This is a genomic window from Lentzea sp. NPDC060358, assembly GCF_042725365.1.
Taxonomy (GTDB): Bacteria; Actinomycetota; Actinomycetes; order Mycobacteriales; family Pseudonocardiaceae; genus Lentzea.
This window is the reverse complement of record NZ_JBHXCW010000238.1, coordinates 1-11,559: the sequence shown is the minus strand read 5'-3', so window position 1 is coordinate 11,559 and position 11,559 is coordinate 1. Positions and strand designations below refer to the sequence as shown.

General features: G+C 71.6%; 18 protein-coding genes. 10 read left to right on the top strand and 8 right to left on the bottom strand.

What is annotated here, in order from left to right; all coding sequences use genetic code 11:
- Positions 1–44: 44 nt before the first annotated feature.
- Positions 45–389: a DUF6401 family natural product biosynthesis protein gene (locus ACFWGZ_RS33865; RefSeq protein WP_382455660.1), complete on the bottom strand. Its 345-nt coding sequence runs from the start codon at positions 387–389 to the stop codon at positions 45–47.
- A gap of 119 nt (positions 390–508) precedes the next feature.
- Here ACFWGZ_RS33865 and ACFWGZ_RS33860 point away from each other — a divergent pair, with 119 nt between their 5' ends.
- From ACFWGZ_RS33860 to ACFWGZ_RS33845, 4 genes are read left to right on the top strand one after another with little or no spacing between them, the layout of a single operon-like run.
- The gene (locus ACFWGZ_RS33860) at positions 509–787 is read left to right on the top strand and encodes a hypothetical protein (protein WP_382455659.1); all 279 of its coding nucleotides are present in this window, start codon (positions 509–511) and stop codon (positions 785–787) included.
- 57 nt (positions 788–844) lie between these two features.
- Entirely contained in the window at positions 845–1,033 is a 189-nt protein-coding gene (locus ACFWGZ_RS33855; protein ID WP_382455658.1) for a DUF3072 domain-containing protein, read from the top strand.
- Positions 1,034–1,091: 58 nt separating this feature from the next.
- On the top strand, positions 1,092–1,529 hold the full coding sequence (locus ACFWGZ_RS33850) for a general stress protein (protein WP_382455657.1): 438 nt from the start codon (positions 1,092–1,094) through the stop codon (positions 1,527–1,529).
- A gap of 4 nt (positions 1,530–1,533) precedes the next feature.
- The gene (locus ACFWGZ_RS33845) at positions 1,534–2,019 is read left to right on the top strand and encodes an MSMEG_6728 family protein (protein ID WP_382455656.1); all 486 of its coding nucleotides are present in this window, start codon (positions 1,534–1,536) and stop codon (positions 2,017–2,019) included.
- Here ACFWGZ_RS33845 and ACFWGZ_RS33840 read toward each other — a convergent pair.
- Complete coding sequence (locus tag ACFWGZ_RS33840) at positions 1,968–2,882, bottom strand: anti-sigma factor RsbA family regulatory protein (protein WP_382455655.1); 915 nt, start codon at positions 2,880–2,882, stop codon at positions 1,968–1,970. The genes ACFWGZ_RS33845 and ACFWGZ_RS33840 overlap by 52 nt on opposite strands.
- A 157-nt stretch (positions 2,883–3,039) precedes the next feature.
- Here ACFWGZ_RS33840 and ACFWGZ_RS33835 point away from each other — a divergent pair, with 157 nt between their 5' ends.
- Positions 3,040–3,399, top strand: coding sequence for an anti-sigma factor antagonist (locus ACFWGZ_RS33835; protein WP_382455654.1), 360 nt, complete (start codon positions 3,040–3,042; stop codon positions 3,397–3,399).
- 344 nt (positions 3,400–3,743) lie between these two features.
- Here the strand turns inward: ACFWGZ_RS33835 and ACFWGZ_RS33830 are convergent, their stop codons facing one another.
- Genes ACFWGZ_RS33830 through ACFWGZ_RS33810 form a run of 5 tightly spaced genes read right to left on the bottom strand, consistent with a single transcriptional unit; the run spans position 3,744 to position 6,420 of the window.
- Entirely contained in the window at positions 3,744–4,124 is a 381-nt protein-coding gene (locus tag ACFWGZ_RS33830) for a VOC family protein (protein WP_382455653.1), read from the bottom strand.
- 19 nt (positions 4,125–4,143) lie between these two features.
- Complete coding sequence (locus ACFWGZ_RS33825) at positions 4,144–4,542, bottom strand: PRC-barrel domain containing protein (RefSeq protein ID WP_382455652.1); 399 nt, start codon at positions 4,540–4,542, stop codon at positions 4,144–4,146.
- Positions 4,543–4,573: 31 nt separating this feature from the next.
- Entirely contained in the window at positions 4,574–4,996 is a 423-nt protein-coding gene (locus ACFWGZ_RS33820; RefSeq protein ID WP_382455651.1) for a hypothetical protein, read from the bottom strand.
- Between the two features lie 39 nt (positions 4,997–5,035).
- Positions 5,036–5,566 (bottom strand): DUF305 domain-containing protein, encoded by a 531-nt coding sequence (locus ACFWGZ_RS33815; protein WP_382455650.1) that lies wholly within the window; start codon positions 5,564–5,566, stop codon positions 5,036–5,038.
- Positions 5,566–6,420 (bottom strand): lytic polysaccharide monooxygenase, encoded by an 855-nt coding sequence (locus ACFWGZ_RS33810; RefSeq protein WP_382455649.1) that lies wholly within the window; start codon positions 6,418–6,420, stop codon positions 5,566–5,568. Before ACFWGZ_RS33810 ends, ACFWGZ_RS33815 begins: the two co-directional genes overlap by 1 nt.
- Positions 6,421–6,582: 162 nt before the next feature.
- Between ACFWGZ_RS33810 and ACFWGZ_RS33805 the strand changes: the two genes are divergently transcribed.
- The 4 genes from ACFWGZ_RS33805 (at position 6,583) to ACFWGZ_RS33790 (ending at position 8,734) form a co-directional block, all read left to right on the top strand.
- On the top strand, positions 6,583–7,092 hold the full coding sequence (locus ACFWGZ_RS33805) for a GNAT family N-acetyltransferase (protein WP_382455648.1): 510 nt from the start codon (positions 6,583–6,585) through the stop codon (positions 7,090–7,092).
- A gap of 76 nt (positions 7,093–7,168) precedes the next feature.
- Positions 7,169–8,251 (top strand): anion permease, encoded by a 1,083-nt coding sequence (locus ACFWGZ_RS33800; protein ID WP_382455647.1) that lies wholly within the window; start codon positions 7,169–7,171, stop codon positions 8,249–8,251.
- Positions 8,248–8,451 (top strand): hypothetical protein, encoded by a 204-nt coding sequence (locus ACFWGZ_RS33795; protein ID WP_382455646.1) that lies wholly within the window; start codon positions 8,248–8,250, stop codon positions 8,449–8,451. The genes ACFWGZ_RS33800 and ACFWGZ_RS33795 overlap by 4 nt, the downstream gene beginning before the upstream one ends.
- 37 nt (positions 8,452–8,488) lie before the next feature.
- Entirely contained in the window at positions 8,489–8,734 is a 246-nt protein-coding gene (locus ACFWGZ_RS33790; protein ID WP_382455645.1) for a DUF2630 family protein, read from the top strand.
- A gap of 1 nt (position 8,735) precedes the next feature.
- On the opposite strand, the gene ACFWGZ_RS33785 is transcribed toward ACFWGZ_RS33790, so the two are convergent.
- Positions 8,736–9,227, bottom strand: a complete 492-nt coding sequence (locus ACFWGZ_RS33785; protein ID WP_382455644.1) for a GtrA family protein — start codon at positions 9,225–9,227, stop codon at positions 8,736–8,738.
- Between the two features lie 290 nt (positions 9,228–9,517).
- On the opposite strand from ACFWGZ_RS33785, the gene ACFWGZ_RS33780 reads away from it, so the two are divergent.
- On the top strand, positions 9,518–11,482 hold the full coding sequence (locus tag ACFWGZ_RS33780) for a WD40 repeat domain-containing serine/threonine protein kinase (RefSeq protein ID WP_382455661.1): 1,965 nt from the start codon (positions 9,518–9,520) through the stop codon (positions 11,480–11,482).
- The last annotated feature ends 77 nt before the right edge of the window (positions 11,483–11,559 follow it).

Here is an 11,559-nt window from a genome sequence, read left to right as displayed (position 1 = left end):
GGGGTGTGCTTCGGCGCACCCCGCCGTGTCCGTGGGTGCCGGGGTCAGTGGGCGTCGGGCAGGTCGACCACGGACAGCGGCCGCACGTCGTGCGCGTGCGCCAACTGGCAGATCGCCATGAGCCGCACACCGAGCCACGACGTCGGCGAGAAGTCGGGGGAGTGGTCGAGCAGGCCTCGCGCGTAGGAGGCGAGCAGCACGACGGCGGCCACCGCTCCGGCGCCCTCGACGCCGAGCAGCAGGATGTCCCGCACCGCCGCGCCGTGCTGGTCGACCTCGGCGGCGAGCGCGGGCGTCACGGCGAGCGCCGCCCACCCCGCCACGCCGATCCGGTCGGACAGCTCGGAGATCCACTGCCGCGCGTTCTTCTCGCGCCAGGTCGCACGCATGCCGCCACGGTAGCGAGCACCGCCTCGAGTTCCGGTTCGAGGGTGCTCGAAACGGGTACCCCGGTCCGAATGCGTCAAGCAGTCGGCGCATGATTCGCGGCTGTGAAGGCGGACCACCCATGACCCTCGAACTCGGCGGCAAAGCACCTCGTCAACTCCACGTCACCGCCCTGGAGAAGCTCGACGACGCCGTGTGCGTCGCCCTCGCCGACGTGGAGGCCGCGAACGTCGAAGCGGCCCTGAACAGGGCTTTGGCCGGTTGTGCCGAGTCCGGCGCGGTGGTGCCCCCGCAGGTGCGGCGGTCCGTCGAGGCGGCGGAGGAGCACCTCGGCTACGGCGAGCGGATGGAGGCGCGGACGCTGCTGACCGTCGCGCACCGGTTGCTGTCCCGGCGGTGATTGAGCCGCGGTCGTCCTGGGTATCTCGAACTGGCGTTCGAGTGAAAGGGGACGATCGTGAACCGCACGCCGGAGAAGGACCCGCAGGACTGGACGACCGGTGACGAGCCGATGACCGGGCCGCAGGAGTCCTACCTGCACACCCTCGCCCAGGAGGCCGACGAGGAGGTGCCGGGTGAGCTCACCAAGGTCGAGGCGTCACAGCTGATCGACCGCCTCCAGGAGAAGACGGGCCGCGGCACCTGACGGTCCGTTTGCGCGGCGTGGCCGTGGGTAGCCGATCGGTGTGGAGATCGATCAAGAGGTGACCAGGACCGAGTCCGCGCTGCTGGCGAGCTTCGCCGAGTACGCCGACGCGCAGCGGCTCGTCGACAGGATGTCCGACGACGGCTTCCCGGTGGAGAGCGTCCGGATCGTCGGCGAGGGCGTCCGGACCGTCGAACAGGTGACGGGACGCATGACGCGAGGCCGCGCCGCTCTCACCGGCGCGGCCAGCGGCGCGTGGTTCGGTGTGTTCATCGGCCTGCTGTTCGGGCTGTTCACCGCCGGGCCGGGCTGGTTCTGGTTCGTGCTGATCAGCCTGGTGATCGGCGCGTTCTGGGGAGCGGTCTTCGGTTTCGTCGCGCACTGGAGCACGCGCGGCCGCCGCGACTTCTCGAGCGTGATGACGCTGCAGGCCAAGCGGTACGAGGTGCACGTCGACCAGGCACGCGCGGCGCAGGCCGCGAAGTACGTGCTGTGAGCTGATGCAGACCTTCCTGCCCTGCCCCGATTTCGCCGCCACGGCGCGCGTGCTGGACCAGCGGCGGCTCGGCAAGCAACGCGTCGAGACGCTCCAGATCCAGCGCGCGCTGGTGGTGCCCGGTCACGGCTGGCGCCACCACCCGGCGGTGAAGATGTGGGCGGGGTTCGAGGAAGCGCTCGTGCGCTACGGCGCGGAGATGTGCGCGGCGTGGCGCGAGCGGGGGTTCGCCGACACCTGCGAGGCGACGATGAGGGCGGACCTGGCCGAGGCCAGGGACGTCACCCTGGTGCGCACGCAGGAGGAGCTGGCCCTCGCGGGGGACCTGCCGCCGTGGATCGGCGACGAGGCCGTGCACCGCAGCCACCGGTCCGCGCTGGTGCGCAAGATGCCCGAGCACTACCGCCGGTTCTTCCCGGACGTGCCGGACGACCTGCCCTACGTGTGGCCGCCGACGCTGACCCGCACGGTGAACCCGTCGGAGTCCTGACCCATCGACACGTAGTCGCACGTGCGGTGCAGGATCCACAGTCCCAGCCCCGCAGTGCGGGTCGCCGTGGTCGGCACCAGGCCCGCCAGCGGGTCGGACGGTCCGCAGCCCCGGTCCGACACCGCCACGAGCACCCGCCTGTCGTCCGCCCAGAGCCGGAACCGCACCGGCGCGACACCGTGCGTCAGTCCGTTCGTGACGATCTCACTCGCCGCGTAGACCACGTCGTGCGCGCAGTCCTCGGACAACGCGATCGCGTCGATGGCCGATCCGACCGCCTCCCGCACCGCGCCGGCCGACACGCCGACGAGGTCGACCAGCGGCGCACACCGTTCGAGCTCGTCCTCGACCTGCTTCGTGCCCGGCAGCCCCTCCCGGAACCCTGGGTTGACCTCGTGCGCGCCCGGCGCGGTCGCGATGTTCGGGTGCGTGCTGACGACGTCGGCCAGCACGTCGGCCGGGGTCGTCCTCGTGTCGTACGGGCACAGGCCCCACACCGGGAACTCCGCGTAGGCCTGGTTGACGGCGGCCTCGTAGCGCGCCCACCAGTCCCACGACGCCCCCGTGCCCGGATGGGGCACGTCCCCGACCACGCGCAACTGCCGCGCACCCGCCTCGGTGTGGTCGCGGAAGAAGTCGCGGTAGACGGCGATCGACTCCGACGGCCGCGAGTACTGGTCCGCACCCGGCAGGTACAGCACGTCGTCGCCCAGCGCATCGCGCAGGAGACCGGTGTTCCACTGCGCGCACGCGACCACCACGCCCTCGCCGGCGCGCAGGCCGTCCTCGAGGAACGGCACCACCAGCGCGAGGAAGTCGTCGTCCGAGCCGTAGAAGGCGGTCTCGTGGAAGAAACCGGTCACGGACCCCGATGCTACGCGGACCACACGCGGGAACGTGCGTTCTGTGACCATCTCGTGGGCGCGCCCAGGGCCATCCGCGCCACGACTGCGCTACGGTCGGTCCGGGTTGAGCAGCCAGCCCGTGTGACGGTAGTGCCGTCCATCAGGAGGTTGCCGCGTGCAGACCTACGGTGAAGTCCCGTTCCGCACCACCAGCGAGAGCAAGGGCGCCACCGTGCTGGTGCACGTCGCCGGTGAGCTCGACCATTCCACCGCCCCGGAGCTGGCCGCGTGCCTGACCGCCGCGGTCGCCGCGGTGGTGCCGCCCGCGCCCGTCGTGGTGGACCTCGGCGGGGTCCGGTTCCTCGGCGCACAGGGGATCGGCGTTCTGCTCGACCACCAGGACCTCTGCCTGCGGCGCGGCAGCGTGCTCGTGGTGGTGGCGGACACGTCCGCGGTGCTGCGGCCGTTGCAGGTCTTGGAGCTGACCACCGTGCTGGGGGTGCGGCCGTCGGTGGGGGAGGCTGTGCCGCCGTAGGTGCCTGCTTAGGCGGGATTTTCTTCGTGGGGGCTTCGGGGCTGCGGCGCGCGACTCTCTTGCGGTGCGCGCTTGCTCGTGGGGGTTTCTCGGGCTGGTCGGGAGCGCGGCTCTCTTGCGGCGCGGGTTCGCTCGTGGGGCCCCTCGGGCCAGTCGGGAGCGCGACTCTCTCGCGGCATCCCTCGGTTCGAGCCGCCGCCGGGGGTCAGCTGGTCCCGCTGGCTCCGCCGCCGAGGGGCGACTGGCCGCCGCCCCGCAGCCGGGTCACCCAGTTGCTGCCGACTCCGCTGGCTTGCCGCCAAGGCCAGCCGGTCGCCACCAGGGCCAGCCGGTCGCCGCCCAGCTCAGCCCGTCGCCGCCCGCTCCGCCGCGCTGCGCAGCACGCAGAACTCGTTGCCCTCCGGGTCGGCCAGCACGGCCCACCCGGTCCCGTCGTCATCGCGGTGGTCCGAGACCAGCGAGGCGCCGAGGCCGAGCAGCCGCGCGACCTCCTCGTCGCGCGAGGTGTCCGGGCGCAGGCACACGTGCAGCCTGTTCTTGCCCCGCTTGGGTTCGGGCACCTGGTTGAAGTACAGCACCGGGCCGTCCGCCAGCAGGACCTCGGTCTCGTGGTCACCCGGCTTGTCGTCGGGGTGCAGCGGACGGCCCGTCACCGCGCTCCAGAACAGGGCCAGCTCGTAGGCGTTCGCGCAGTCGATCGCGACGTTCTGCAGGACCGAGACCATGCGCGGCAGCCTAGATCGTCTACAGCATCGGCGGCATCAGCCGGTAACTCTCGGTGTAGTAGTCGGCGGTGCGGTCGCGGTAGTCCTCGTCCGCGCTGTACTCGGGAGCGTTCTTGATCTGCTCCCTGGTGCGGTCGACGAAGACCTTGCGCTCGTGGTGGTCTACCCGGTGCACCACGCCGACCGGCAGCACGACCTTGCGGCCGAAGATCCACGGGCCGGTGTCGACCATCAGGCTGTCGTGCGGCACCTCGGCGTCGTCCTCGTCCACCTTGCCGATGCCGCCGTCGGTGGCCTCGACGTGGTAGCCGACCAGGCCGGTGTCCGGGCGCTGGGCCAGTGCCTCGTCGTCGAGCTGCGGTTCGCCGGTCCAGGACGGGTCGCGCCACGTCCACGGCAGGAACGGGATCGGTTGCACGTCGTACCTCCCCTTCGTCGGTGGCCCCGGGTCAGCGGTCCCGGGTCAGGCCGTCGGCGAGCAGCGACAGGCCGATGCCGAGCATCCACACGTCTTTCGCGAGGCCGATGCCCTGCTCGGTCGGCCAGATGCTGCCTTCGCGGCGCATGCCCGGTGTCTTCACGTACAGGCCGAGCAACGCGCCGGCGAACCCCGTCAGCGCGGCGCCCGCCACGGCCGCCGGGACGAACGGTGCCAGCAGCAGCGCGCCCGTCGCGATCTCGCCCGCGGACAGCAGCGAGGCAAACCGGCGCGCGTCCATCTTGCCCAGCACCGGGTACGTGCCGGACGCGAAGCCGTGCAGGTGCTCGGCCGTCTCCTGGTCGGCGTTGCGCTTGCCGAGCCCGGAGTTCAGCACGAACGCACCGGTGACGATGCGCGTCGGCAGCTGCCGCAGGAGTGAGCGGCTGGTCATGACCAGACCTCCTCGGGTCGTGGACCCGCCGGGTACCCCTCACACCCTGCCGAGGAACTTCTTCATCATCTCGATCTGCGCGGTCCGCGACTTCTCGATCCGGCCGGCCAGGTCCTTCACCTCCCGGTGGGCGCCGCTGCCCGCCTCCCACCGGGCGAGCTGCACGGCGTCGTCCTGGTGGGCGATCAGCACGTTGAGCAGGCGCTGGTCGAACTCCCTGCCGCGCAGCGCCGCCAGCCTGCCCACCTCCCCGGGGTCGGACCGGCGCAGGCCGCCGTGGCCCGCGTGCGCGTCCGGTGGTGCCGTCAGGGGTTCGCCCCACGACGTCAGCCAGCCCCGCATCGTGTCGGCCTCGGTCGCCTGGGTCGACGCGATCGCGGCCGCCAGCATGCGCAGTTCGCCGTCGGCGGCGCGGTCGCCGGCGAGCGCGGCCATCTCCACTCCCTGCCGGTGGTGCGGCAGCATCATCTGCAGGAACATCACGTCCAGCGGGTCGCCGCGCAGCACGGTGCCCGGTTGCGCGGAGCAACCGGACACCGCGAGGGCGAGCAGCAGCACCAGCAACCGCATCAGAGGCGTCGCCAGAGCGCGGGGGTGTTCGGCGGTTCCCACCCGGCGAGGGCGGTGTGCGCCTGCAGGCACTCGTAGCTCGCGCCGCCGTAGGTGACACGGCCACCGACCTGGTAGGTCGTGCCGGCGGCCCAGGTGCCGCTCGACGGCGGCGGGGTCGTCGTGGTGGTGGTCGTCGGGGGAGGGGTGGTCGTGGTGGTGGTCGGGGGCGGTGTGCTGCCGCCGCCGAAGTCGACGTCCGAGCACGTGTAGAACGCTTCGGCGCTGCCGACGACGCGCTGCCAGATCGAGTAGAGGACGTGGCGGCCGCTGCGGTGCGGGATGGGCAGGGTCCAGTTCGTGAACGTCGTCGGGTTCTGGTTGGTGAACGTCGCCAGCGGCACGAGGTCCGACCAGCGCAACGGCATCGTCGGGTTCCAGCCGTCCCTGGTGAGGTAGAACTCGAAGTTGCTGTTCGAGTGCGGTGCCGACGCGTGGTAGGTCACCGTCAGCGACCCGGCCGAGATCCGCTTGGCCGGCCAGTCCGCGCGGGGCAGGTCGAGCCCGCGGTACTTGTCCCGGCCCGCGCTGCACAGCTTGCCGTCCGGGATGAGCTGGCGGTGGCGCCCGCCCGCTTCGAGCAGCGACACCTCGTTCCAGTCGTAGAACGCCTGGGTGCCACCGGCGGCCACGGCCGCCTTGCAGGCATCGGACTTCGGGGTCTCCGGGCCTTCGTTCTTGCACGTGTAGACCCGGCTGGCGGGATCGGACAACGTGCCGTGGGCGCTGGCGGTCGTCGTGGGGACGAGGAAGGCGACGGCCAGGGCGGCGGATGCGGTGAGGCTCGCGAGGGCGAGCCGGGTGCGTGCCTTCATTGCTCCTCCTGCAGGGGGAGGCGGCGAACACCCCGTGGTGCGGAGGTGGTCACGTGGCGGGTTCGGCGGCCCGGTCTCCGAGTGTAGGGAAGTGGTCGAACCACTTTCGACGGCCAACCGACGCAAATCGGACCGGTCCGGTCGTCGGTTAGCGTGCGCGGAGTGGAGGTCCTGCTTCCGGTGCCGTCGAGCGCCCTGCGACTGCGGCCGTGGCGGCCGGACGATCTCGCGGCGCTGGTCGAAGCCCACCGCGATCCGGTGCTGCGGCGTTGGTTGACGACATCGCTGACCGGCGAGGCCGAGGCGCGGGAGTGGCTGGACGCGCAGTCGGCCGGGTGGGCGGCCGTGACCCGGTTCAGCTTCGCCGTGGTCGCCGGGGACACCCTGATGGGCCACGTGGTGGTGAAGACCGGCACGGCCGAGGTCGGCTACTGGACCGCCGCTCACGCTCGTGGACAAGGGATTGCCGTGCGCGCGTTGGACACCGCGGCCCACTGGGCGTTGCACACCCAGGACACGGTGGCGATCACCCGGCTCGGCTTGGTGCACGCGGCCGCCAACGCCGCGTCGTGCCGCGTGGCGGTCAAGTGCGGCTTCGCGTTCCGGGAACTGCTCCCCGCCGCGCCGCCCGCGTTCCCCGGCGAGGGACACCGGCACGAGCGCACCGGGTGAGTTCGTCGCCTGCCGCGCTGCCGCGGTTCATCCGGATGTGGGGCGCCGTTCACCTGGAACGGAAACCCGGCCCGGCATGGAGATCCTCGTGGTCGTCGTCGTGGTGACGGCGCTGGTGTTCGACTTCACCAACGGGTTCCACGACACCGCGAACGCCATGGCCACCTCGATCGCGACCGGTGCGCTGCCGCCGCGGGTCGCGGTCGCGGTGTCCGCGGTGCTGAACCTCGTCGGCGCGTTCCTGTCGATCGAGGTCGCGCGCACCATCTCGTCCGGGCTCGTCGACGAGACGCGGATCGGTCCCGCCGTCGTGTTCGGCGGCCTGGTCGGCGCGGTCGTGTGGAACCTCGCGACGTGGCTGCTCGGCTTGCCGTCGAGCTCGTCGCACGCGCTGTTCGGCGGTCTGATCGGGGCGACGTGGGTCGCCGCCGGGTCCGACGCGGTCCGGTTCACCGCCGTGGTCGAGAAGGTGGTCGTGCCCGCCATCGCGTCGCCGCTGATCGCCGGGCTGGTCGCGGCGCTCGGCACGTTCGCCGCCTACCGGCTGACGAGGGGAGCGAAGACGGCGCAGCGCGGGTTCCGGTACGGGCAGATCGCCTCCGCGTCCCTGGTGTCGCTCGCGCACGGCACGAACGACGCGCAGAAGACGATGGGCATCATCACGCTCACGCTGATCACCGCGGGCGCGCTGCCCGCCGGTGCCGCGCCGCCGCTGTGGGTGGTCCTCTCGGCGGGCACGGCGATCGCGCTCGGCACGTGGCTCGGCGGCTGGCGGATCATCCAGACGATGGGCCGGCGCATCACCGACGTCGAGTCGCCGCAGGGCTTCGCCGCCGAGACGGGCGCCGCCGCGGTGATCCTGACCTCCTCGCAGCTCGGGTTCGCGCTGTCGACCACGCACGTGTGCGCGGGCGGCGTGGTCGGCTCCGGCATCGGCAAGCGGCTGGCCGACGTGCGCTGGACCGTGGCCGGGCGGATGGTCCTCGCCTGGCTGCTCACCCTGCCCGCCGCCGCGGTGGTCGGGGCACTGGCCGGGCGCACCGCGTCCGAGGGGACCGCCGGCGTGGTCGTCGTGGCCGCAGTCGGCGTCCTCGTCGGCGTCGGGTGCTGGGTCCTGTCGCGCCGCAACCCCGTCGGCGCCCACAACGTCAACGCGTGAGGAGTGCTGCTGTGCACATCGACTGGTCCGGTCTCGGACAGGTGCTGGGCGTCTCGCTGGTGCTCGGCGTGGGCGTCGTGACGCTGTTCTCCGCGGGACTCGCGTTCGCCGACCGCGGCAACAGAACGGTGCCCGCGGTGAGCTTCACGGCGTGCGTCGCGCTCGTCCTCTACGGCATCTACCTCGTGGCCGCGCATTGATGCGCACGGCCGTGAGGCTCGACGTAGAGTCGGCGCCATGAGCGACGAGAACGTGCTGGGCCGCATCAACGAACTGGTGGACGAGGAGCACGAGTTGCGTCAGCAGCTCGCCGCCGGAGAGATCACCTCGGAGGAGGAGCACGCCCGGCTGCGGTCGCTGGAGGAGGCCCTGGACCAGTGCTGGGACCTCCTGCGCCGGCGCCGTTCCGCGCGCTCGCAGGGCGAGGACGCGGAGGACGTGCAGGCCCGCTCGGTCGGCGAGGTCGAGGGCTACCTGCAGTAGCTCACCGCGCCTCGCGGAAGACCACCCACCGCAGCACGCCGTACAGGAACGCCGCCTCGCACGCCCCGGCCACCACCCTGGACAGCTGGTACGGCAGCCCGAGCGCGGTCAGCGCGCTGCCCACGCCCAGGACGAACACCAGGTAGTTGACCAGGACCGCCACCGCGTACCGGCCGGCCTGCGGGCCGACCGGGGCGTGCGAGCGGAAGTTCAGCGCGCGGTTGAGCACGAAGCTCAGACCGAACGCCAGCACGTAGGCGATCGTGAACGCGACGGGCAGCGGCAGGCCGAGGCCGCCGCGCGCCAGCGTGAGCAGCAGCAGGTCGACGCCGAACGTGAAGCCGTTGATCAGGGCGAACCCGAGCAGGCTCGGCGGCACGACCCGCGAAAGCCCGAACGGCAGCCATCGCACGAGGGCTTCCATGGCGTCGTGGAACCTCGTGGCGAGGTCCTTCCCGATGGCGTTCGAGGTCGTCTGGTCCCCGCCGGTCATGACCGAGACAGTGCCACGACGCCACCGGGTGGATCTTGGGAAACGGGCCCCGCTCGCCAAGCCGTCCGCAGGAGTTCAGCGCCCGTGCCGGTGGTGTTCCGCCGGTCTTCACCGGCCTCGGCGGCGGCTGGGCCCGGCACCGAGGTGGCGACCGTCCACTAGCGACATGTCCATTGTCGACCGATTGAACGCGTACGATGGTGCTTTGCTCCCAACGGATTCGTTTTAGTTGCTAACCTTTACGAATTCGCGCGGGCGGGAGCCTGTTCCCCTCTAAGCTGCGCGCCGTGATGGATGCGACGGGAAGTCTGGTGGCGCAGCGCTACCGGCTCGTGCAGGTGATCGGGACCGGTGGCATGGGCCGGGTGTGGCTCGGCCGGGACGAGGTCATCGGCCGCGAGGTGGCCATCAAGGAGCTGCTGCTGCCCGCCGGGCTCGACGAGCAGCAGCGGGCGTTGCTGTGCCAGCGGGCGATGCGCGAGGCGCAGCTCGCCGGTCACCTCAACCACCCCGGCATCGTCACGGTGCACGACGTCGTCGAGTACAACGGCACGCCCATGATCGTGATGGAGTTCGTGCGCGGCGGTTCGCTCTCGGACCTGCTGAAGTCCCAGGGCGCCCTGCCGCCCGACCAGGTCGCTCACCTCGCGACCTCGATGCTGAGCGCGTTGCGGGCGGCCCACGAGGCGGGCATCGTGCACCGCGACCTCAAGCCCGCCAACGTGCTGCTGTCCGGCGACCGGGTCGTCATCACCGACTTCGGCATCGCGCGGCTCACCGGCGACGTGCCGCTGACCACCGACGGCTCGATCGTCGGCACGCCCGCCTACATGGCACCCGAGCAGGGCACCGGCGCGCCGATCACCCCGGCCACGGACCTGTGGTCGCTCGGCGCGACCCTGTACGCGGCGGTCGAGGGCAGGCCGCCGTACCAGGGCCAGGACTTCATGACGACCCTCTCGATGCTGCTCACCCAGGAGCCGCCGCCCCCGGTGCGCGCCGGTCACCTGTCGCCGCTGCTGGGCGCGCTGCTGCGCAAGAACCCGGCCGAACGCGCCTCCGTCGAGCAGGCCCTGGCGCTGCTCGCCGGCTCACCCGTCGTGCTCCCGGCTCAGGCGAAGCAGGGCGTCAACCGGCGCACGCTGCTGCTGGCCGGCGGCGGCGCGCTGGCCGTGGCGGCCGGCGGCACCGCGTGGTGGCTGTCCTCCCGGAACGACAGCGGTGACGCCGCACTCCCTTCGACGAAGGACTCCTCGAAACCGGTCTCGAACAGGGAGGGCGGGTCCGAGGAGTCGCCCTCGTCGTCGGTGTCGGAGCCGGGCCGTCCCGAGGAGTTCACCGAGCACGTGCAGCTGGTCGACCACAAGGCGGCCATCTCGTCGCTCGCGTGGAGCCCGGACGGCAAGGTCCTGGTGAGCGCCGAGGACGGCCTCGGCACCGACGGCGCGGTCGTGCGGATCTGGGACGCGGAGACCGGCAAGATCATCGGCACGGTCCGCAACCCCGACGGTCCCGGTGGCGCCTCGGCGTGCGCGGTCGCGATCAGCCCGGACGGGAAGATCCTCGCCGCCGGAGGCAACCGGACCGGCGACTTCACCACGTACCTGTGGAACCTGTCCGACCGGTCGATGATCGGCGGCCTCGACCAGAGCCGGTCGATCATGAAGACCCTGCGGTTCCACCCCGACGGCAGGACCCTGGCCGGCGTCACGCACACCGGGCGGTTGCAGGTGTGGGACGTGGCCACCCGTTCGGTGAAGATCGGGCTGACCGAGGCCCGGGGGTCCAGCGACCTCTCCTTTTCGCCGGACGGGAAGTTGCTCGCCTACGCGGGCACGAAGTACCAGGAGATCCGGATCGTCGACCCTGCTTCCGGGAAGACCGTTCGGACCATCAACGACTCCACCGGGCACGGTGGGTCGTTTTCGCCCGATGGCAAGACTTTGGCTGTGATCGACGGGGACGGGACCAACAGCATGCAGCTGTGGGACGTCGCTTCTGGGCGGAGTTCTGCCGTGTTCCTGCGGGCGGATGACGGGCTCACGTTGTCCTCTGCTTTGTTCCACCCCGGTGGGAAGACTGTTGCTGCTTGGGGGCAGGGGAACTTCGTTCAGCTCTGGGACGTGGCTTCCCGGTCCGTCCGGGGGACTGTGGTGGGGGCTGCTGGGGCGATCGAGGCTGTCGCCTTTGATCCTCGTGGGGAGAGGGTTGCTGCTGGGGGTGGGGACAAGGTGGTTCGGATCTGGAGGATTTAGGTCGGCGTTTTCGCGGCGCCGGTTGCTTGCTTGCTGTCGCCTTGCGTGCTTCCACCTGGGGGCGCTGCCCCCAGACC

What these genes read in the sequence shown, in the direction of transcription:
- ACFWGZ_RS33865 (WP_382455660.1), bottom strand. Translation starts at nt 389, where the DNA reads ATGCGTGCGACCTGGCGCGAGAAGAACGCGCGGCAGTGGATCTCCGAG.
- ACFWGZ_RS33860 (WP_382455659.1), top strand. Translation starts at nt 509, where the DNA reads ATGACCCTCGAACTCGGCGGCAAAGCACCTCGTCAACTCCACGTCACC.
- ACFWGZ_RS33845 (WP_382455656.1), top strand. Translation starts at nt 1,534, where the DNA reads ATGCAGACCTTCCTGCCCTGCCCCGATTTCGCCGCCACGGCGCGCGTG.
- ACFWGZ_RS33830 (WP_382455653.1), bottom strand. Translation starts at nt 4,124, where the DNA reads ATGGTCTCGGTCCTGCAGAACGTCGCGATCGACTGCGCGAACGCCTAC.
- ACFWGZ_RS33820 (WP_382455651.1), bottom strand. Translation starts at nt 4,996, where the DNA reads ATGACCAGCCGCTCACTCCTGCGGCAGCTGCCGACGCGCATCGTCACC.
- ACFWGZ_RS33815 (WP_382455650.1), bottom strand. Translation starts at nt 5,566, where the DNA reads ATGCGGTTGCTGGTGCTGCTGCTCGCCCTCGCGGTGTCCGGTTGCTCC.
- ACFWGZ_RS33810 (WP_382455649.1), bottom strand. Translation starts at nt 6,420, where the DNA reads ATGAAGGCACGCACCCGGCTCGCCCTCGCGAGCCTCACCGCATCCGCC.
- ACFWGZ_RS33800 (WP_382455647.1), top strand. Translation starts at nt 7,169, where the DNA reads ATGGAGATCCTCGTGGTCGTCGTCGTGGTGACGGCGCTGGTGTTCGAC.
- ACFWGZ_RS33790 (WP_382455645.1), top strand. Translation starts at nt 8,489, where the DNA reads ATGAGCGACGAGAACGTGCTGGGCCGCATCAACGAACTGGTGGACGAG.
- ACFWGZ_RS33785 (WP_382455644.1), bottom strand. Translation starts at nt 9,227, where the DNA reads ATGACCGGCGGGGACCAGACGACCTCGAACGCCATCGGGAAGGACCTC.
- ACFWGZ_RS33780 (WP_382455661.1), top strand. Translation starts at nt 9,518, where the DNA reads ATGGATGCGACGGGAAGTCTGGTGGCGCAGCGCTACCGGCTCGTGCAG.